Here is a 19,233-nt window from a genome sequence, read left to right on the forward strand (position 1 = left end):
TCTTGGCCGTGTTGGGCGGGCTCAGGCCGCCTGGCGCATCCCCGCGGAGGCCACCACGGCGTGCGAGAAGGGCTGGAGCCGCCAGTCCAGGCTCTCCGGCAGGGCCACGAGCGCCGTGGTGTCCCCACCGGAGGGCGCGTCGGGGGCCACGGCGGCCCCTTCGCCCGGCACGGCCAGCCCTGAGCCGGGGCACAGGGTCAGCCCGAACGGGTTCCACGGGGTCGGGCAGAGCGCGTGCTCCGGGATCTGCCCGCCCGAGCCGACGAGCGCGATCGGGCGCGCGCAGTCCGAGCACACGACCCTGACCGGGTCCGCGTCGCCCTCGTCGTCGGCGGGATCGGCGATCTCGATGTCGAACTCCGCGGCGAAGGCGTTGGGTTCGGCACGCTTGAGTGGCTTCGCAGTGCGCATGAGCATCCCCCTTGGACGGCACAAAGGCGTTGGCCACAGCAAGCAATGCCCGCGGCGATCAGCGAATAATCGTGAAGGGGAAACGGACGCGGACACGTGTTTGTGTCGTTCGTCACATAAGCATTGCCGGGGCGTGCGCTGTCCCCTCCGCGCCGGTGGGCGCGCCGTGGCGCCGCCGTTCCGGGTAGGTTACGGAGGCGTGGAGGAATTGGACCGGCGCATCGTGGAACTGCTCGTCACGGACGGGCGGATGAGCTACACCGACCTGGGCAGGGCCACCGGCCTTTCCACGTCGGCGGTGCACCAGCGCGTACGCCGCCTCGAACAGCGCGGCATCATCAGGGGATACGCCGCGATCGTCGCGCCCGAGGCGGTGGGGCTGCCGTTGACCGCGTTCATCTCCGTCAAGCCGTTCGACCCCAGCGCCCCCGACGACATCGCCGACCGGCTCGCGGACGTTCCCGAGATCGAGGCATGCCACAGCGTGGCAGGGGACGAGAACTACATCCTCAAGGTCCGCGTCGCCACCCCCGCCGAGCTCGAGCACCTGCTCAGCCGCATCAGGAGCCTGGCCGGGGTCTCCACCCGCACCACCGTCGTGCTCTCCACGCCGTACGAGGCCAGGCCGCCCCGGATCTAAGCGGCGGCGCGGGCGCGCCAGGATGGGGCCATGACCGCACGCACCACCCCCGGCGAACGAGCCCCGGACGAACGAGCCCCCGGCGAGCCGCCCCGCACCGTCCTGCTGCGCCGCGGCGAGGTCCACAGCCCCGCCGACCCGTTCGCCACCGCCATGGCCGTCACCGGCGACCGCGTCGCCTGGGTCGGCTCCGAGTCGGCTGCCGACGCGCTCGCCGCGTCGGCCGACGAGGTCGTCGACCTCGAAGGCGCCCTTGTCACCCCCGCGTTCACGGACGCGCATGTGCACATCACCGCAACGGGCCTTGCGCTGACGGGACTCGACCTCGCGGGCGCCCGTTCGGCGGCCGACGCCCTCGCCCGCGTCGCCGCCCACACCGCGCCGCTCCCCGTCGGCGCCACCGTCATCGGGCACGGCTGGGACACCACCGAGTGGCCCGGGGCGCACCCGCCCACCCGGGCCGGGCTCGACGCCGCCGCGGGCGGCCGCCCCGTCTACCTCGCGCGCGTCGACGCCCACTCCGCGCTGGCCACCACGGCCCTGCTCGACCTCGTCCCCGGCGTCGCCGACCTGCCCGGATTCCACCCCGACGGGCCGCTCACGGGCGACGCCCACCACGCCGTCAGGCACGCGGCCGACGCCGCCCTCACCCCCGCCCAGCGGGCCGCCGCCCAGCGCGCCGCGCTCGCCCGCGCCGCCTCGCTCGGCATCGGCTCACTCCACGAGTGCGCGGGGCCCGACATCTCAAGCGAGGACGACCTCACCGCGCTGCTCACGCTGGCCGCCGACGAGCCGGGCCCGCGCGTCTTCGGCTACTGGGGCGAACTCGTCACCACCGCGAAGGAGGCGCGGCGCGTTCGCGAGCTCGGCGCGGTCGGCGCCGGGGGCGACCTCTTCGTCGACGGCTCGCTCGGCTCCCGCACCGCCCACCTGCACAGGCCCTACCTCGGCGGCGACGACACCGGCGTCGCCCACCTGAGCGCGGACGACGTCGCCGCGCACGTCGCCGCGTGCACCGAGGCCGGGCTCCAGGCCGGGTTCCACGCCATCGGCGACGCCGCGCTGACCGCCGTCACCGACGGCTTCGCCGCCGCGGCGCGACGGCTCGGCGCCGACCGCGTGCGCGCCCAGCGCCACCGCGTCGAACACGCCGAGCTGCTCGCCCCCAACACCATCGCCGCCTTCGCCGCCTTCGGCCTGACCGCGTCCGTGCAGCCCATGTTCGACGCCGCGTGGGGCGGCCCCGACGGCATGTACGCGCGGCGGCTCGGCGCCGAACGGGCCAGGGCGCTCAACCCGTTCGCCGCCCTCCTGCGCGCCGGCGTCCCGCTGGCCTTCGGCTCCGACGCGCCCGTCACCCCGCTCGGGCCCTGGGAGGCGCTGCGGGCGGCGGCGTTCCACCGCACCGCCGAGCACCGGGTCTCCGTGCGCGCCGCCTTCACCGCCCACACCCGCGGCGGCTGGCGCGCCGTAGGGCGCGACGATGCGGGCGCGCTCGTCCCCGGCGCCCCGGCCGACTACGCCGTGTGGCGCGCCGGGGCGCTGGTCGTCCAGGCGCCCGACGACCGCGTCGCCCGCTGGTCCACCGACCCTCGCTCGGGCACCCCAGGGCTGCCCGACCTCACCCCTGGCGCCCCGCTCCCCACGTGCCTGCGCACGGTGGTCGCCGGTCGTACGGTGTACGACCGGCTGAACGAGTGATTGCCCCGCGGGCCATACCGCCGAACGATGTGCGCTCAGCCTGTCGAACGAGCGGCCCCGCGCGGCACTGACCTGGTCTTTTGGCGGAAAGAGGCAGGTCAGACAACTGTTGACAGCCGCCCGCCGTCGAAGGGTAGGTTCGGCCGGGTCCACCACAGGACGTCCGGCCGGCGCTCCTCCGCGCAGTCGTCGAACGCCACTGGGCCAGAGGGCGGGGTGCCACGACCCCGGCATTCCGCCAGCGGGAGCCAGGTCCAGTGGCCTGCGGCACGGGGGCGGAAGCATCGCCCGGTCGGCGGGTGCGACCCGGGGCGGGGCCCGGACGCTCAGTAGACAACGGCTTCGGTCGACCCGCAGCCAGCGGGTCCCGGGTCGGACCGAAGGGCTCCGGGTCCCGATCCGCAGCCCCCGCGTCGCCGCTCCGCGCCCGCCACGAGGTACGGTCGTTCATCATCGCCCGCTCAGCAGAGAGGCCACGACCGTGCCATCGGGCCCCGAGACGACCACGGCAAGCGACACCGATGACGTGCGCCCTGGCGAGCCCACACCGGACGCCGCCCCGGTGACCGAGGTGCCCGCCGCGGCGCCCCTGCCCCCTGCCGAGCCCGCCCCCGCCGAGCCCGCCCTTGCCGAGCCCGCCCGGGCCGCCCGCCGCCCTGGCCGCCTGCGCAGGACCGCCGCGGCCGCCCGCGCGACCTGGCCGCGGGCCCTGGCCGCCGCGGTCGCGGGCCTCGCGCTCGCCGTCGCGTTCCCTCCTTACGACATCTGGCCGCTCTCCCTCGTCGCGGTCGCGGTGCTCTCGGTCCTCACCCACGGCGTAACGGCCAAGCGGGGCGCGTGGTTCGGCTTCGCGCTCGGGCTGCCGTTCTTCGTCGTCCTGCTCAAGTGGCTCCATGTCATCGGCTGGGACGCGGTCGTCGGCCTCTCGCTGGTCGAGGCGCTGTTCTTCGTGCCGATGGGCGCCGGGCTCGCCGTCACCTCCCGGCTGCCTGCCGCCCCGCTGTGGGCCGCGTGCCTGTGGGTCGCCCAGGAGTGGGCCAGGGACCGGGTGCCGTTCGGCGGGTTCCCCTGGGGCCGCCTCGCGTTCGCCAACACCGACACCCCCTACACGCCGCTCGCCGCGCTCGGCGGGGCGCCGCTCGTCACGTTCGCCGTCGCGCTGACCGGCGCGCTGCTGGCCTGGGCCGCGCTGCGGCTGTGGCCGCTCCTGCGCGCTCGGCCCGTGGCGCTGCCCCGCGCCGTCGCCGCGCCGCTGGCCGGGGCCCTCGGCCTGGCCGCCGCGGTCACCGCCGCCGGGTACGCCGTCCCGGTGCGCACCGACGCGGACGACACGGTCTCCATCGCGGTCGTGCAGGGCAACGTGCAGCAGGCGGGCATGGACTTCCTCGGCCGCCCGATGATGATCCTCAACAACCACGTCGAGGCGACCCTCGAGCTCGCCGACGACATCGACGCGGGCCGCGCCGAGCGCCCCGACCTGGTGATCTGGCCGGAGAACGCCTCGGACCTCGACCCCTACACCGAGCCCGAGGCCTACGCGGTCATCGACAGGGCGGCCAAGGCGGTCGGCGTCCCCATCCTGGTCGGCGCCCTCGTGGACCACCCCACCAGGGAGGGCTACGTCGAGAACCAGGGCATCGTCTGGGACCCCGAGACCGGCCCTGGCGACTCGTACACCAAGCAGCACCCCGTGCCGTTCGGCGAGTACGTCCCGTTCCGCGAGCAGCTGAGCACGGTCATCACCCGGCTCGAACGCGTCCCGCGCGACTTCTACCCCGGCGAGGAGAGCGGTGTCCTCGACGTGGGCCCGGCCAGGCTCGGCGACGTCATCTGCTTCGAGGTGGCCTACGACGGCATCGTCCGCGACACCGTCAACGACGGCGCCCGCGCCCTGGTCGTGCAGACCAACAACGCCACCTACGGGCGCACTGGGCAGCCCGAGCAGCAGCTGGCGATGTCCAAGCTGCGCGCCGTGGAGCACGGGCGGGCCGTCGTCACCGCCGCGACCAGCGGCATCAGCGCCATTGTGGCGCCCGACGGGACGATCGAGCAGCGCACCGAGGAGTTCACCCAGGACGTGCTGACCGCCGAGCTGCCGCTGCGCGACGACAGGACGCTCTCCGACCGGCTCGGCGCCGCACCCGAGTGGGCGCTGGCCGCCCTCGGCCTGCTGGCCTGGGCGGGCGTCGGGCTCAGGGACCGCGTCAGGCGGAGGGCGGCGGTCAGTCCCGCGGGCCGGAGCGAGGAGGCCGGGTGAGCCGGGCGACGCGGCCCGAGCGCCGCCCGCTCGGCCAGGGCCTGGTGATCATCCCCACCTACAACGAGGCCGACAACATCGCCCCGCTCATCAAGCGGCTGCGCCTCGCCGTCCCCGCCTGCGACATCCTGGTCGCCGACGACAACAGCCCCGACGGCACCGGCAAGATCGCCGACGAGATCGCCGATGCCGACGCCCAGGTGCACGTGCTGCACCGCGCGGGCAAGGAGGGCCTGGGCGCCGCCTATGTGGCGGGCTTCCACTGGGGCCTCGAACGCGGCTACGACGTGCTGATCGAGATGGACGGCGACGGCTCGCACCGCCCCGAGGACCTGCCCAGGCTGCTGACCGCCCTGCGCGACGCCGACCTGGTGCTCGGCTCCCGCTGGATCCCCGGCGGCCGCATCGTCAACTGGCCCAGGTACCGCGAGCTGATCTCCCGCGGCGGCAGCGCCTACTCCAGGCTGGTGCTCGGGATGCCGGTCCGCGACGTCACCGGCGGGTTCAGGGCGTTCCGCGGGCATGTCCTCGCGGGCATGGAGCTGGGCGACGTGGTCTCCCAGGGGTACTGCTTCCAGGTGGACCTGCTGCACCGCACCCTCGCGGCCGGGCACCGGGTGGCCGAGGTGCCGATCACGTTCGTGGAGCGCGAGCACGGCGACAGCAAGATGAACCGCGACATCGTCGTGGAGGCGCTGTGGCGGGTGACCGCGTGGGGACTCGCCGCCCGGTTCGGGAAATCCGGCCGCTCCAGGCACACTTGATCCATGACGACCGGGCAACCGACCCCCTACCGCAGACGCAGGCCGAGGCGGGGGACGCGCGCGCTGCTGCCGCTGGTGCTCGCGGCCTGGGCGCTGCTTGAGATCTGGCTCTATCTGGTGGTCGGCGACGCGACCAACGGGTGGCTCGTGCTGCTGCTCCTGGTGGCGGCGTTCCTGCTGGGAGCCCTCGTCATCAAGCAGGCGGGGCGCCGCGCCTGGCGGCGCCTCGCCCAGACCCTGAACACCGGCACCCCACCGGGCGACGACCGCGCCACCCGCGGCGGGAACGGCCTGGCGATGCTCGGCGGGCTCCTGCTGATGGCGCCTGGCCTGATCTCCGACACGCTCGGGCTGCTGTGTGTCTTCCCGCCCACGGCCGCGCTGATCCGCGGCGCCGGGCTGCGCTATCTGAGGCGGGGCGCGGGTCCCGTGGGGGTGGCGTTCGAGGAAGCAAGGGCCGCGCGGGACCAGGCGCGGATGCGGCGCCCCGACGGCAAGGTCGTGCCGGGCGAGGTCATCCGCGAGGACGACGACGCGCACGGCGAGGGCCGCGGGGACCGCGGCGAGGGGGAGCCAGGGGACGGGGAGCCGGGGGGCGCGCCCCCTGAGCGACGCTGAGGCCCCCGCGCGCCGGTGGCGTTCCGGCGTGCGCGGGGGCGCGGGTGTGCGGGCATACAAACGGGCTGGGTCACTTACGGGTGACCCAGCCCTCGCTGTCGGGACGCCTGAGTCGGCGTCCTAAGCCGTCTTGCGGCTGTCCCGGGGGTGCACCGCGATGTTCATCGCTCCGGAACGCAACACCGCCAGCCGCTCGGCCAGCACCTCCTCCAGCTCCTCGCGGGTACGGCGCTCCATCAGCATGTCCCAATGCGTCCGGGCGGGCTTGCCCTTCTTCTCCTCGGGCCCCTCGCCGTCCACCAGCAGGGCTTGGGCGCCGCATACCTTGCATTCCCACTCCGGCGGGATCTCGGCCTCCACCGAGAACGGCATCTCGAACCGATGGCCGTTCTGGCATGCGTACTCCACCGCCTGACGCGGCGCGAGGTCAATGCCGCGGTCCGTCTCGTAGCTGGTCACCACGAGCCGCGTGCCGCGTAGAGCTCGCTCACTCATGAATCGTGCCTCCCGGGCTGGTCGCCCACAGGACAGGTGTCGCTGTCATCATCACTCCGGTCAACGTCCGGTCGGCGGTGAAGATTCCCGTTTACAGGTATGCGTCGCCCGTCGTACCGCCCCTTCTCGTACCCACCGGCGTCCGGTTTGTCACATCTGGCAGGAGATGTCACCGGGCGTCCGCAGGGGATGGCTCGGGGTGACGGTCCAACCGGCGGGAACGAACGCGTAGAATACCCGGCCGCCGCCGGTCGTCGAAATCCATTCCGGTCCGCGTCCCCGAGATCGCGCACATGCGCAGGAAGAACTGGGCCAGCGGCCCTATCGCCAGCGCGTACACCACGGTCCCCACGCCCGCCGTTCCGCCGAGCACGATGCCCACCGCGAGCACCGCGACCTCGATCCCGGTGCGCATCAGGCGCAGAGAACGCCCCGTGATCCGGTGCAGCCCCGTCATCAGGCCGTCGCGGGGTCCAGGTCCGAAGCGCGCCGCGATGTAGAGCCCCGTGGCCAGGCCGTTGAGCACCACCGCGCCCAGCATGAGCGGCACCCGCGCCGCCAGGTCGTCGAGCCCGGGGGTGAGGGCGAGCGTGGCGTCCATCGCGAAACCGACGAGCAGGACGTTCGACACGGTGCCGAGCCCGGGGCGCTGGCGGAGCGGGATCCACAGGAGCAGCACCAGCAGGCCCGTGATGTTCACCACCATGCCGATGGAGACCCCGGTGCGCTCGGAGACGCCCTGGTGGAACACGTCCCACGGGTCGAGCCCGAGGTCGGCGCGCACCATCAGGCCCGCGCTCACCCCGTAGAGCAGCAGCCCGCCGTAGAGCTGCGTGAGGCGGCGCGCCAGGCGGCGTGGCGGGTGCGGCTGGTTCATGAGGACCCCTCTCTGGCGTGGCAGGTCTGGCGCAAGTGGCCTGATATATGACACCCTGTGGCCTTGAGTGGCGGCTCATCCAGGGCCAATTGACGAAAGGTGGACTGAGATCATGCCGCAGTGGACCTCAACGGTCGGTGCCGGTCAGCTGGCCAGGCTCCTGGGTTCGAGGGACGGGCGCGGCGCGGTGGCGCCCGCCGCGGGCGGCGCCCACGTGCCCGCCTACCGGGCCCTGGCCGACGGGGTCAGGCTGCTGGTCCTCGAAGGCCGCGTGCCGGTCGCCGCGCGGCTGCCCGCCGAGCGCGAGCTGGCCGGGGCGCTCTCGGTGAGCCGCACCACGGTGGCCGCGGCGTTCGAGGCGCTGCGGGCCGACGGGTTCCTCGAGTCCCGGCGCGGCTCGGGCAGTTGGACGGCGGTGCCCGCGGGGCGGCCGCTGCCGGGGCGGGGCCTCGACCCGCTGCCGCCCGAGGCGGGCGGCTCGGTCATCGACCTGGGCTGCGCGGCGCTGCCCGCGCCCGAGCCATGGCTGACCAGGGCGTTCCAGGGCGCGCTCGAGGCGTTGCCGCCCACGGCCATGACCCATGGCGACTTCCCCGCCGGGCTGCCCGCGCTGCGTGAGACGCTCGCCGACCGCTACACCGCGCTCGGCGTGCCGACGATGCCCGAGCAGATCATGGTGACCACGGGAGCGATGGGCGCGATCGCCGCCATCTGCCGCCTGTTCGCGCCCGCGGGCGAGCGCATCGCGGTCGAGCACCCCTCCTACGCCAACGTTCTCCAGCTGATGCGCGAGGCGGGCGCCCGCCTGGTCCCGGTGCCGATGGGGGAGGGGATCGGCGGCTGGGACCTGCCCGCGTGGCGCCGGGTGCTGACGGAGGCGTCGCCGCGCCTCGCCTATGTGATGGCCGACTTCCAGAACCCCACGGGCGCGCTCGCCGACGAGGAGCGGCGCAGGGACCTGGTCGCCGCGGCCCGGGGCGCTGGCACGGTGCTCGTGGTCGACGAGACGATGGCCGACCTCGCGCTCGACGTCGCCCCTGGGGAACGGCCCAGGCCCGTGGCGGCGTTCGACCACGGCGGCGCGGGCGTCATCACGGTGGGCTCCGCGAGCAAGGCGGTGTGGGCGGGGCTGCGCATCGGCTGGGTCAGGGCGGCCCCCGAGGTGATCCGCAGCCTGGTGGCCGCGCGCGCCAGGGCGGATCTCGGCACCCCGGTGTTCGAACAGCTGGCGCTGTGCTGGCTCCTGGCGTCGGGCGGCTGGGACGAGGCGATCGAGCAGCGCCGCGCGGAGATCCGCGCGAACCGCTCCGCGGTGGTCGCCGCACTCGGAGAGCACCTGCCTACGTGGGACTTCACGGTCCCGAACGGCGGCCTCACGCTGTGGGTGCGCACCGGGGGGCTGTCCGGCTCCCGGATCGCGGAGGCGGGCGAACGCCTGGGCGTCCGGGTCGCCTCGGGCCCGAGGTTCGGCCTCGACGGGGCCTTCGAGGGCTATGTCCGCATCCCGTTCATCGTCGACACCCCCCTCGCGACGGAGGCCGCCACCCGCCTGGCGACGGCGGCGAGCATGGTGGCGGACGGCCTGAGCGTGGACGCTCCGCTGGGGCACATCGCGTAGTGCGCTCCGCTGGGTTCGCCGTTCGGGCTGGGGTTGCGACGTGACCTTTCGCGCCGTCGAGCGGTGCGCGTGCCCGTTGCGCGGAGCGTGACGCTCCTTGGTGCCTGGGGTTGGCACCACCGGGCAGCAGGTGAGTACGACCTGTACGCGGTGCCGTGCCGACCGGGGTGCCGCGGCCCACCTCCGCCGTAGGCGGCCCGGCTCCGCGGACGCCCGCGGTCTCGGCCGTCGCTTGGCTCGCCGCAGGCGATCCCGCGGGGGAAGGGCTACTTCGCCTCCGCGTAGCAGCGCACCGTTGCCGTGGTGAAGGGGTAGCGGACCGGGGTGGGGCCGAATGTCAGGCGGGCCGCCGACTCGCCCGCCGCGCGGATCGACTCGGCCACCGCGTCCGCCTCGTCGGCAGGGCAGTGCACGATCACCTCGTCGTGCTGGAAGAACACCAGCTCGGCCCGCGTGTCCTTCAGCAGCGCGCGCAGCGCGGCCAGCATCAGCAGGGCCCACTCGGCCGCGCTGCCCTGCACCACGAAGTTCCGCGTGAACCGGCCCCTGGCCCGGCTCCCCTCGCCACCGGGGCTCGTGCGGCCCAGCCAGGTGCGGACGAGGCGGCCCTCCTCGCCCGCCCTGGCCGCCTCGTCCACATAGGCCACCGCGGCGGGGAACCGCCGCCGCAGGTCGGCGAGATGGCGCAGCCCGTCGCCCGACGTCTGGCCGTAGATCGCGCCGAGCAGCGCCAGCTTGGCCGCCGCCCGGTCGCCAGAGAAGCCCCGGTGGGACAGCGCGCCGTACAGGTCGCCCGCGCCGCCCGCCGTCGCCATCAGCCCGGGGTCGCGCGAGATCGCCGCGAGCACCCTCGGCTCCAGCTGGTCGGCGTCGGCCACCACCAGGCGCCACCCCGGGTCGGCCACCACCGCGCGCCTGACCGCCCGCGGGATCTGCAACGCCCCGCCGCCGTGCGTCGTCCAACGGCCCGACGGGGCGCCGCCCGGCACATACTCCGTGCGGAACCTGCCGTCCCGCACCCACGTCCGCAGCCACGACCAGCCGTGCGCCGTGTGGATCCGGTACAGCCGCTTGTACTCGAGCAGCGGCTCGACGGCCGGGTGGTCGACCGCGCGCAGCTCCCACGCCCGGGTCGACCCCAGCCTGACGCCCGCGCGCGCGAACGCCCTGATGATGTCCGCGGGGAGGTCGGGCCGCACCCGCACCCCGTCGCCGAACGCCTCCGACACCCGCTCCGCAAGCTCCGCGAGCCGCCGCGGCTGCGCGCCCCCCGGATAGCGCTCGCCCAGCAGCTCCCGCAGCACCTCGCGGTGGATGTCCGCCCGCCACGGGATGCCCGCCCTCCCCATCTCGGCCGCCACCAGCGTCCCGGCCGACTCCGCGGCGAGCAGCAGCCGCATCCGCTCGGGCCGCGCGGTCGTGCCCGCGCGCGCCAACTGCCCCTCGTACACCGTGAGCAGCGCGTCGAGCGGGTCCGCGTCCGCGGGCAGTGGCACGGGGCCCGCCGCGAACAGCGAGGGCTGCGCCGTCTCCGCCACCGCGGGAGGCGGATCCTCCGGCACCGGCAGCCCGCGCAGCCGCGCGAACGCCGCGCTCAGCGACCGCGGCAGGCCCCAGCTCCCCTCGTGCCCGAGCAGCAGCGCCTCCGCCGCCTCCACGTCGTAGCACCGCTCCACCCGGAGACCGGCCGCGAGCACCCCGGGGTACACCGCGGCCGTCGAACGCCACACCCACCGCGTCACCCAGGGCCTGGCGCGCACGGCCGCCGCCGCGTCGGGCTCGCGCTCCACCGGGCCATCGGGGCGCCCGCGCTCGTCGAGGAGGCAGACCGCGACCGAGCCGTCCGCGTACTCGGCCAGCGCCCATCTGCCGGGGCGCGCCCGCTCCTCACCCATGCCGGGGAGTCTGGCAGCCGCCACTGACAACGCCGGGCGCGTCCGCCGCGCGCCCCCTTGCGCACACGTTCGACGACGGCGCTCCTGGGCCGTGGATCCCGCTGTTCGCGCTGATCTGGGCGGCGGCCCTGGCGCGAGACGCCCGCCGACCTGCAGGCCAGGCGGTTCGCGGCGGGGGAGATCAAGGCGGACGAGTACCGGGGGAGGCTCGCCGTCCTCGGCGAGGACCGCCGCAAGGGCGCCACCGGCTGAACGCGGGCCCCGCGCCGGTCAAGGGCGTCCGACCCGTCGGCAGCGCGGGGCCCTCACGCCCCAACGCGGTCCCCGTCGTCGTCGGCGCCCGCGATCACCAGCTCCGCCAGGTGCGCGGCGATCTCGTCGCGGTCCGCCCCCGGCAGCCCCGCGTCGGTCACCAGGGTGTCGACCTCGTCCAGCGTGGCGAACGAACTCAGGCCCGTCGTCCCCCACTTGGTGTGGTCGGCCACCACGACCACGCGCCGCGCGGAGCGGATGAAGTGGCGGTTGGTCTCGGCCTCGGCGAGGTTGGGCGTGGACAGCCCGGCCTCGACCGAGATGCCGTGCACCCCGAGGAACAGCACGTCGAAGTGGAGCGAGCCGATCGCCGCGTCGGCCACCGGGCCCACCAGCGCGTCCGACGGCGTGCGCACCCCGCCGGTCAGCACGACCGTGGCCGCGGGCGCGGTCCCGCCCTCGGCGGCCTGGCGCGCGTGGTGGAACACGTCGGCCACCCGCACCGAGTTGGTGACCACCGTCAGGTCCGGCACCTCGAGCAGCTGGTGGGCCACGGCGAACGTGGTGGTGCCGCCCGAGAGGGCCACCGCGCTGCCCGGCGTCGCCAGGGCCGCCGCCGCCCTGGCGATCTGGCTCTTGGCCGACAGCTCGAGCGACGACTTGGCCTCGAACCCCGGCTCGTGCGTGCGCCGTTCGGCCACGGGCACCGCGCCGCCGTGCACCTTCTCCAACGCGCCCTGCCGCGCCAGCACGTCAAGGTCGCGGCGGACGGTCATGTCGGAGACCTGGAGCATCCGCGTCAGCTCGCTGACCCTGATGCCGCCCCTGCGGCGCACCTCGTCCAGGATGAGCGCCCTCCGCTGTCCCGCCAGCAGGTTCTGGTTGTCGCTCACGCCCACTCCTCGCTCACCCCGTGGTGCACCCCGCCGCCGCGGCGGCTGTCCGTGGTTGCCATGACGAGGGGACATCCTCCCACGCATCAACATCCCCCGATCGAAGGCGGTTCGGCACGGTCCGGGCTGGAGAAGAGCGGGACGACGGGACTCGAACGAGCGGGGGATCACGATGAGCACCGACGGCACCCCACGGCCGAACGGGCACGCGGACGCGGACGGCACACCACCGGCGCGCGACCGGGACCCCGCGCCCCCGCCCGCCTCAACGCCCCCGCCCGCGCCCCCGCCCGCCGTCGAGCTGCTGGTCCACGGCGTCGGCGGCACGACGCCCGAGGAGATGCTCGAGGACAACCGCGTCACGCGTATCACGGGCGACTCCACCGCCAACATCCACCGGCGCACCGACGACCTCGACGACCGCCCCTGGGCCGCCGACACCCCGCCGCTGCGCGAGGCGTACACGTGGTGCAACCTGACCTCGGGCAACGGCGCCCGCGCCCTGTGGCTGCTGCTGCTCCCCTTCATGATCGTGAACATGGCGCACTGGATGCGCCCCGCCACCAGGGGCCCGGTTCGCACCCACCGCCTCTACGACGGCCTCGTCCGGTTCACCGCGCTGTCCCTCACCGTCCTGCTGGTCGCCGGGGCGTGCGCGGTCTCGCTCGACCTGGTCGCCTGGCAGTGCACCGGCTCGGCGGCCTGCACCGACACGGTCTCGTGGCTGAAGCCCCTTGAGCAGGGCGGCGGTTGGTGGGGGCAGCCGGGGCGGCGCCTCGCCCTGGCGGCGGCGCTGCCCGTGGCGTTGATCGCGCTGCTGTGGTGGCTCTCCCACCGCACGTGGAGCGCGTACGAGTCCGCCTCGCCGCCCGTGCGGCCACGGCCCGACGGCGGGGAGCACGCGCTGCTCAGCCTGCCCGGCTTCTGGTACGGGCGCGGCCTGGTCGCCAGGCTGCGCTCCGCGCACACCACCGCGGCGCTGCTCACCGTGGCCGCCGCCCTGCTGGCCGCGTCGTGGTCGCACGACCGGGGGGCGAACGGCGCCGGTCCGCTCGAGGCCACGGGGTGGGCGCTGGCCGCGCTGACGCTGGCCGGGTGGATCGTGATCGCCGTCCAGCAGGTGCGGCACGGCCGCACCGAGGACGCGCCCGACCAGCGCCCCTCGCCGCGCCTGGCCCGCGCGCTGCCCTGGGCCGCCGTTGCCCTGCTGGCGCTCGTGCTGCTGCACACCGGCTGGAGCCGCGACGGCTGGGCCACCGAGGGGCGGTACCCCACGGGGAGCGCGGTCTTCCCCGTGCTGATCGTCGTGCAGGGCGCGTTGGCCGTGGGCCTCGCGCTCACCGCGTACGCGCTGCACCGCCGGGCGCGCGACGCGGACCGGGGCGCGCTGTTCGGGCTCGGCGGTGCATGCGTGGCGCTGCTCGCGTGCGGGATCGCCGGGGTCTTCACGGGCGGCGTGGCCCAGCGCGTCGCCGACTGGCTCGACCCCTCGGCCGTGCCGGGCGAGGAGGGCGCCACGATCGCCGGGCCCCCGGTCGTGCTCAGCTGGGAGGCGTCCGCGATCCCCGTGCTGCTGCTCGTCGTCGTGGTGTTCGCCGCCGTCGTGGTGGTCAGGGTGCGGCGGGAGCGCGCGCGGCTCGCGCCGACCGTCAAGGGGCGCTATCCAGGGGAAGGCCAGGAGGAGCTGGCCGACCGCAGCGGCGAGATCGCGGGCGCCCTGGCGCGCGCCGGGCTCACCGAGACCGCGGGGCCCCTGGTCGGCTGGATCAGCGGGGCCTGCCTGGCGCTCGGCCTGGTGGCGGTGGCGGGCGCGGCCGTGGGCGAGAGCCCTTCCCGGGCCGCGGCGGACGGGCCAGCGGCCGTCTCGGTGGTCGCCGACGCCTGCCAGGGCCTCGGCTCGTGGCTCATGGGGGCGGGCGTCGTCCTGCTGCTCGCGCTCGGGCGCCGCGCCTACCGGGACGCGGGCGCCCGCAGGACGGTCGGCATCCTGTGGGACATCGGAACGTTCTGGCCGCGCGCCGCCCACCCGTTCGCGCCGCCCTGCTACGCCGAGCGCGCCGTGCCCGACCTGTCGTGGCGCATGGGGACGTGGATCGAGGTGACCGGGGGGCGGCTGGTGATCTCGGGGCACTCCCAGGGCAGCGTCCTGGCCGCGGCGGCGGTGTGGCAGCTCGACGCGGCCACCCGCAGCCGGATCGCGCTGCTCACCTACGGCTCGCCGCTGACCCGGCTCTACGGGCGGTGGTTCCCCGCGTTCTTCGGAGCCGCGGCGCTGCGCTCGCTCCACCGCGACGTGCCCTGCTGGCGCAACCTGTGGCGGGCCACCGACCCCATCGGGGGCCCGGTCGGCGTCACGGGCCCCACGGGCACGGCCGTGGACCGGGGCCCGCTCGCCGACCCGCTGCACTACGGGCGCAACCTCCTGCGGCCGCTGCCCGAGCCGGTCCTCGGCCATGGCGACTACGCCGACGACCCGGCGTTCGCCCAGGAGCGCGCGGCGCTGTTCACGCTGCTCACCAGGGACGGCGCCCCGCCCGCGCTGCCCGAGCAGGCCGCGGCGCGTTAACGCAGGGGCGGCAGGTCCGCGGGGTGCATCACGCTCAGCTCCTCGGTGCTCGGCTCCGCGAGCCGCGCCACGCGGCCCGCGTGCCGCTCCACCATGGCCTCGAACGTCTGGCGCGCGGCCCGCCCGTTGCCGAACGAAGGGCCGCGGTCCATCGCCGTGAAGTACTTGAGCAGGGCGTCCCTGGTGCCCTCGCCCAGGTCGTACTCGTGCTCGCTCGCCTGCTGCTCCAGGATGCTAAGCAGCTCCTCCGGGGAGTAGTCGCCGAACGTGATGGTGCGCGAGAAGCGGGAGGCGACGCCGGGGTTGACGGCGAGGAAGCGTTCCATCTCGGCCGTGTAGCCCGCGACGATGACGACCACGGCCTCCCGGTGGTCCTCCATCAGCTTCACGAGCGTGTCGATGGCCTCGCGGCCGAAGTCGCGGCCCGCGTCCTCGGGGGAGAGGGCGTACGCCTCGTCGATGAACAGCACGCCGCCACGGGCGCGTTCGAACGCCTCCTGCGTGCGGATCGCGGTCGAGCCGATGTGCTCGCCGACCAGGTCCACGCGCGAGACCTCCACCAGGTGGCCCCGGTCGAGCACGCCGAGGGAGGCGAGGATCTCGCCGTAGAGCCGCGCCACGGTCGTCTTGCCGGTGCCGGGGGAGCCCGTGAAGACCAGATGGCGGCGGACCGAGGCCGCCTTGAGCCCGGCCTGCCTGCGGCGGCGGCCCACCTCGATCATGTCGATGAGCGCCCGCACCTCGCGCTTGACCGTGGCGAGGCCGACCAGCGTCTCCAGCTCGGCCAGCACCTCGTCGGCGGGGCGGCCCCCGTCCGCGGGCTCGGGCTCCGGCGGGGCCGTGGCCTGGACGGACTTCTCCGAGCCCGCCGCCTCGCGCGCCGTGCGCCGCGCGGCCTCGCCCGCCTTGAGCCGGACGTCGGCCCCCGGCGCGGTCGTCTCGTCGCTCTGGCAGTCGGTGAGCACCGGGCTGTCCTCGGCGAAGACATAGCCGCCGCGCGAGCACCGCTCGGTGCGGCACCGTTCGAGCTCGGTGCGGCAGCCGTCGATGATGTGGAAGCCGTAGCCGCTCGACCCGGTGACCCGGCACCGGGAGAACCGGCCCCGCCCCCCGGCCGACACATACACCCCGGCCTCGGCGGGCCCGCTCACGGTGCTGTCGCTCACCTGCGGGTCGGCGCCCTTGGTGACGATGAAGCCCGTCCTCGCCCCCTCGACGGTGCACCCGGTCACCGTGCCGCCGCTGCCCTCGTCGCGGAACCACGCCCCGGTGCCGACGTCCTGGATCCGGCAGGCGTCGAGCTGGGCGGTCGCACCGTCGCTCACCGACACCGCCGAGCCGCGCACCTCCTCGATGCGGCTGTCCACGACGTCCGCGCGCGAGCCCGCGTCCAGCACGAACAGCGCGTCGGGAACGTGGTGCACCCGGCAGGACTCGAGCACCGCCGTGGCGCCGTCGCTGACCCACACCGCGGGGTAGTCCCCCGCCGACTCGTGGATCTCGCAGTCGTGCGCGTCGGCGTGCGTGCCCGGGTCCCACACCGAGAGGCCGTTGCGCCCGAAGCCGCTGATGGCGGTGCGCACCAGCGTCAGCACCGAACGGCCGCGCAGGTCGAGGGCGTTCTCCGGGATCCCGGTCAGCCGCGAGTCGGTCAGCGTGAGCACGGCCTCGGAGTCCAGCGTGATGCCGTCGCCCGTGGTCGCGCCGACCGCGCACTCGGTCAGATGGGCCGTGGCGCGCTCGGCGAGCACCACGCCCGCGCCCCTGATCTCCTCGACGCGGCACCCCACCGCGTCCACCGCGCTGCCCTCGCCGGTCACCGAGAGCCCGGCGCCCGACGAGCGGGTGATCCGGCAGCGCTCAAGGCGCAGATGCGCGGGCCCCCTGACCGAGACGCCCGGCTGGCCCGCCTCCACGACCTCGCACTCCTCGAACAGGCCGCCCGCGCCGTCCCCGACGCTGATGCCCGCGCCCGTGGGGTTGCTGACGACCGACTGCCGCACGGTCGGCCTGGCGCCGCCGCGCACCTCTATGCCCGACGCGGACGCGGCGTGCACCTGAAGGCCCGTCAGCTCGGGCGTGCTGTTCTCGATGAGGACGGCAGGGGACGCGGTGTCCTGACCCTCGATGCGCAGGTGCTGGACGGTGGCCGAGCCGCGGACCGTCAGCGGGACGCCATCGGGCGGCGCGATCCGCGCCGGGCCGTCCTTCGCCTCGCTCGGCCCCCGCAGGGTGACCGACTGCTCGATCACCAGGTTCTCCCGGTAGGTGCCGGGCCCCAGGACCAGGACATCGCCGTCGGCGGCCGCGGCAAGGGCCTCGGTGACGGTGGTGTAGACGGCGGTCCGCCGCCGCCAGCGTGCTGTTCCGGTGTGCGTCACCTGGACAGAACCCTTGGTCATGGAACCGGTGTGCCCCAACCTCGTGCGATGACGTGCGCGTTATCACGCGTACTTGGCCGCTCCACCGTAGCGCGCCGCAGGCCGGGGGAATGACCGTAGCGTCGGCATGGCACGCGCGCCCCCCGCACGCAACCGCACAACCGTCGTGCGCCCGAGCGCCCCCCAGCCTATGCCGTGACCGATCGTGCCCCCGCGCGCACCCTGGGTGGTGCGAGGCGCGGAAGTCCCACCGGGATACCCACCAATTCCCTTGAAAAACCCCGGAGTTGGGCCCACTTTCGAGTGATTGCCCCGTGTGAGCACCAGCCTCTAGCTTCATTCGCGGGATCCCCCGAATGGCCCGAGTACGACCGCAGATTGGCGGTGTTCTTTCGCATGACCACGTCCACCGAACCGACCGCAGGAAATGAGTCGGCGCAGCCCCGGCTGAGCCTTGACACCTCTGCCGCGCGCAATCTCGCCACCACCACCAAGACCCCTCCGCAAATGCAGGGGATCACCTCGCGGTGGCTGTTGCGGGTGCTGCCGTGGGTGCAAGTTTCCGGCGGGACGTTCCGGGTGAACCGCAGGCTGACCCACACCGTGGGGAACGGCCGCGTCGAGTTCACCTCGACCGGCGCCGAGGTCAGGGTGATCCCCGCCGAGCTGGGCGAGCTCCCCGCGCTCGCCGGGTTCGACGACGCCGAGACGCTCGCCGCGCTCGCCGACGCCTGCGTCCAGCGGGACTTCGCGGCCGGCGACGTGCTGCTCGCGGCCGGGGGCCCCGCGGACCGGGTCGTCCTGATCGCCCACGGCAAGCTCGCGGTGCGCGGCGCGGGGGCGTACGACACCGAGACGCAGCTCGGCGTCCTGGGCGACGGCGACTTCCACGGCGACGGCGTGCTCACCGACGCCGACGCGGGCCTGTGGGAGCACAGCCTCGTCGCGCTCACCAGCGGCACCGTTCTCACCCTCGGCAGGCAGGAGTTCGCCGGGATCGCCGCCCGCTCACCCGGGCTGACCGGCCACCTCGCGGCCTTCCGCGCCGCCGAGCCCGCCCAGCGCAACGCCCAGGGCGAGGCGGCCATCGCGCTGGCCTCGGGGCACGCGGGCGAGCCCGTGCTGCCGGGGACGTTCGTCGACTACGAGACGTCCCCGCGCGAGTACGAGCTGAGCGTCGCCCAGACCGTGCTGCGCGTGCACAGCCGCGTCGCCGACCTCTACAACGAGCCGATGAACCAGGTCGAGGAGCAACTGCGCCTGACCGTCGAGGCGTTGCGTGAACGCCAGGAGCACGAGCTGGTCAACAACCGGGAGTTCGGCCTGCTGCACAACGCCGACCTCCGCCAGCGCCTCCACACCCGCTCGGGCCCGCCCACGCCCGACGACCTCGACGAGCTGCTGGCCACCGTCTGGAAGGACCCGAGCGTCATCCTGGCCCACCCCAAGGCGATCGCGGCGTTCGGCAGGGAGTGCAGCGCCCGCGGGCTCTACCCCGGCAGCGCGGACATCGAGGGCCACGCGGTCCCCGCCTGGCGCGGCGTCCCCGTGCTGCCCTGCGACAAGATCCCGGTCAGCCGCGCGGGCACCAGCTCTATTCTGGCGCTGCGCACCGGGGAAAAGGCCCGGGGCGTCGTCGGGCTGCACCGCACGGGAATTCCCGATGAATACCAGCCCAGCCTCTCCGTCCGTTTCATGGGCATCAACGAGCAGGCCGTCATCTCCTATCTGGTGAGCGCCTACTACTCGGTGGCCGTTCTCGTGCCCGACGCCCTCGGAATTCTGGAGGACGTCGAGATCGGGCACTGAGACGCCCGCGTCCCCCCGCCCGCTTCCCCGGCCCGTCCCGCCGGGCCCCGCACCCC

The 19,233-nt window shown here is 74.8% G+C and carries 14 protein-coding genes; 8 read left to right on the forward strand and 6 right to left on the reverse strand.

Annotation, left to right across the window (positions count from 1 at the left end; genetic code table 11):
* Positions 1-21: 21 nt before the first annotated feature.
* Positions 22-411, reverse strand: a complete 390-nt coding sequence (locus tag DEH69_RS01890) for a hypothetical protein (RefSeq protein WP_113685082.1) — start codon at positions 409-411, stop codon at positions 22-24.
* A 199-nt stretch (positions 412-610) separates the two neighbouring features.
* Between DEH69_RS01890 and DEH69_RS01895 the strand changes: the two genes are divergently transcribed.
* The 5 genes from DEH69_RS01895 to fxsA all read left to right on the forward strand — a co-directional run bounded on the left by DEH69_RS01895 (position 611) and on the right by fxsA (position 6,391).
* On the forward strand, positions 611-1,051 hold the full coding sequence (locus DEH69_RS01895; RefSeq protein ID WP_113685083.1) for an Lrp/AsnC family transcriptional regulator: 441 nt from the start codon (positions 611-613) through the stop codon (positions 1,049-1,051).
* A gap of 30 nt (positions 1,052-1,081) precedes the next feature.
* Positions 1,082-2,752, forward strand: coding sequence for an amidohydrolase (locus DEH69_RS01900; protein ID WP_113685084.1), 1,671 nt, complete (start codon positions 1,082-1,084; stop codon positions 2,750-2,752).
* 589 nt (positions 2,753-3,341) lie between these two features.
* Complete coding sequence (gene lnt, locus DEH69_RS01905; protein ID WP_258534376.1) at positions 3,342-5,009, forward strand: apolipoprotein N-acyltransferase; 1,668 nt, start codon at positions 3,342-3,344, stop codon at positions 5,007-5,009.
* The gene (locus DEH69_RS01910) at positions 5,006-5,773 is read left to right on the forward strand and encodes a polyprenol monophosphomannose synthase (RefSeq protein ID WP_258534365.1); all 768 of its coding nucleotides are present in this window, start codon (positions 5,006-5,008) and stop codon (positions 5,771-5,773) included. Before lnt ends, DEH69_RS01910 begins: the two co-directional genes overlap by 4 nt.
* A gap of 3 nt (positions 5,774-5,776) precedes the next feature.
* Positions 5,777-6,391 (forward strand): FxsA family membrane protein, encoded by a 615-nt coding sequence (gene fxsA / locus DEH69_RS01915; RefSeq protein ID WP_113685085.1) that lies wholly within the window; start codon positions 5,777-5,779, stop codon positions 6,389-6,391.
* 120 nt (positions 6,392-6,511) lie between these two features.
* Here the strand turns inward: fxsA and DEH69_RS01920 are convergent, their stop codons facing one another.
* Together DEH69_RS01920 and DEH69_RS01925 are read right to left on the reverse strand one after the other, a co-directional pair.
* Complete coding sequence (locus tag DEH69_RS01920) at positions 6,512-6,886, reverse strand: RNA polymerase-binding protein RbpA (RefSeq protein WP_059008394.1); 375 nt, start codon at positions 6,884-6,886, stop codon at positions 6,512-6,514.
* A gap of 169 nt (positions 6,887-7,055) precedes the next feature.
* Positions 7,056-7,763, reverse strand: a complete 708-nt coding sequence (locus DEH69_RS01925; protein WP_258534366.1) for a YitT family protein — start codon at positions 7,761-7,763, stop codon at positions 7,056-7,058.
* Positions 7,764-7,875: 112 nt separating this feature from the next.
* Here DEH69_RS01925 and DEH69_RS01930 point away from each other — a divergent pair, with 112 nt between their 5' ends.
* Positions 7,876-9,381 (forward strand): PLP-dependent aminotransferase family protein, encoded by a 1,506-nt coding sequence (locus tag DEH69_RS01930; RefSeq protein ID WP_113685086.1) that lies wholly within the window; start codon positions 7,876-7,878, stop codon positions 9,379-9,381.
* Positions 9,382-9,647: 266 nt separating this feature from the next.
* Here the strand turns inward: DEH69_RS01930 and DEH69_RS01935 are convergent, their stop codons facing one another.
* Positions 9,648-11,276 (reverse strand): bifunctional 3'-5' exonuclease/DNA polymerase, encoded by a 1,629-nt coding sequence (locus DEH69_RS01935; RefSeq protein WP_113685087.1) that lies wholly within the window; start codon positions 11,274-11,276, stop codon positions 9,648-9,650.
* 305 nt (positions 11,277-11,581) lie between these two features.
* Positions 11,582-12,421 carry a DeoR/GlpR family DNA-binding transcription regulator gene (locus tag DEH69_RS01940; RefSeq protein ID WP_113685088.1) on the reverse strand — a complete coding sequence of 280 codons (840 nt, stop codon included), beginning with the start codon at positions 12,419-12,421 and terminating at the stop codon, positions 11,582-11,584.
* Between the two features lie 172 nt (positions 12,422-12,593).
* Here DEH69_RS01940 and DEH69_RS01945 point away from each other — a divergent pair, with 172 nt between their 5' ends.
* Positions 12,594-14,987, forward strand: coding sequence for a hypothetical protein (locus tag DEH69_RS01945; RefSeq protein ID WP_113685089.1), 2,394 nt, complete (start codon positions 12,594-12,596; stop codon positions 14,985-14,987).
* Here the strand turns inward: DEH69_RS01945 and DEH69_RS01950 are convergent.
* Complete coding sequence (locus DEH69_RS01950; protein ID WP_113685090.1) at positions 14,984-17,389, reverse strand: right-handed parallel beta-helix repeat-containing protein; 2,406 nt, start codon at positions 17,387-17,389, stop codon at positions 14,984-14,986. The two genes, DEH69_RS01945 and DEH69_RS01950, sit on opposite strands and share 4 nt — an antisense overlap.
* A 375-nt stretch (positions 17,390-17,764) precedes the next feature.
* Between DEH69_RS01950 and DEH69_RS01955 the strand changes: the two genes are divergently transcribed.
* Complete coding sequence (locus tag DEH69_RS01955) at positions 17,765-19,177, forward strand: family 2B encapsulin nanocompartment shell protein (protein WP_113685091.1); 1,413 nt, start codon at positions 17,765-17,767, stop codon at positions 19,175-19,177.
* Positions 19,178-19,233: the final 56 nt, after the last annotated feature.

It is taken from the genome of Streptomyces sp. PT12 (assembly GCF_003311645.1).
In the GTDB taxonomy this organism is placed as follows: domain Bacteria; phylum Actinomycetota; class Actinomycetes; order Streptomycetales; family Streptomycetaceae; genus Streptomyces.

Excerpts from the sequence above, each read along its gene's own strand:
- DEH69_RS01930 (WP_113685086.1), top strand. The coding sequence starts at position 7,876 with ATGCCGCAGTGGACCTCAACGGTCGGTGCCGGTCAGCTGGCCAGGCTC.
- DEH69_RS01955 (WP_113685091.1), top strand. The coding sequence starts at position 17,765 with ATGACCACGTCCACCGAACCGACCGCAGGAAATGAGTCGGCGCAGCCC.
- DEH69_RS01920 (WP_059008394.1), bottom strand. The coding sequence starts at position 6,886 with ATGAGTGAGCGAGCTCTACGCGGCACGCGGCTCGTGGTGACCAGCTAC.
- DEH69_RS01950 (WP_113685090.1), bottom strand. The coding sequence starts at position 17,389 with ATGACCAAGGGTTCTGTCCAGGTGACGCACACCGGAACAGCACGCTGG.
- DEH69_RS01900 (WP_113685084.1), top strand. The coding sequence starts at position 1,082 with ATGACCGCACGCACCACCCCCGGCGAACGAGCCCCGGACGAACGAGCC.
- DEH69_RS01925 (WP_258534366.1), bottom strand. The coding sequence starts at position 7,763 with ATGAACCAGCCGCACCCGCCACGCCGCCTGGCGCGCCGCCTCACGCAG.
- fxsA (WP_113685085.1), top strand. The coding sequence starts at position 5,777 with ATGACGACCGGGCAACCGACCCCCTACCGCAGACGCAGGCCGAGGCGG.
- DEH69_RS01945 (WP_113685089.1), top strand. The coding sequence starts at position 12,594 with ATGAGCACCGACGGCACCCCACGGCCGAACGGGCACGCGGACGCGGAC.
- DEH69_RS01890 (WP_113685082.1), bottom strand. The coding sequence starts at position 411 with ATGCGCACTGCGAAGCCACTCAAGCGTGCCGAACCCAACGCCTTCGCC.
- DEH69_RS01935 (WP_113685087.1), bottom strand. The coding sequence starts at position 11,276 with ATGGGTGAGGAGCGGGCGCGCCCCGGCAGATGGGCGCTGGCCGAGTAC.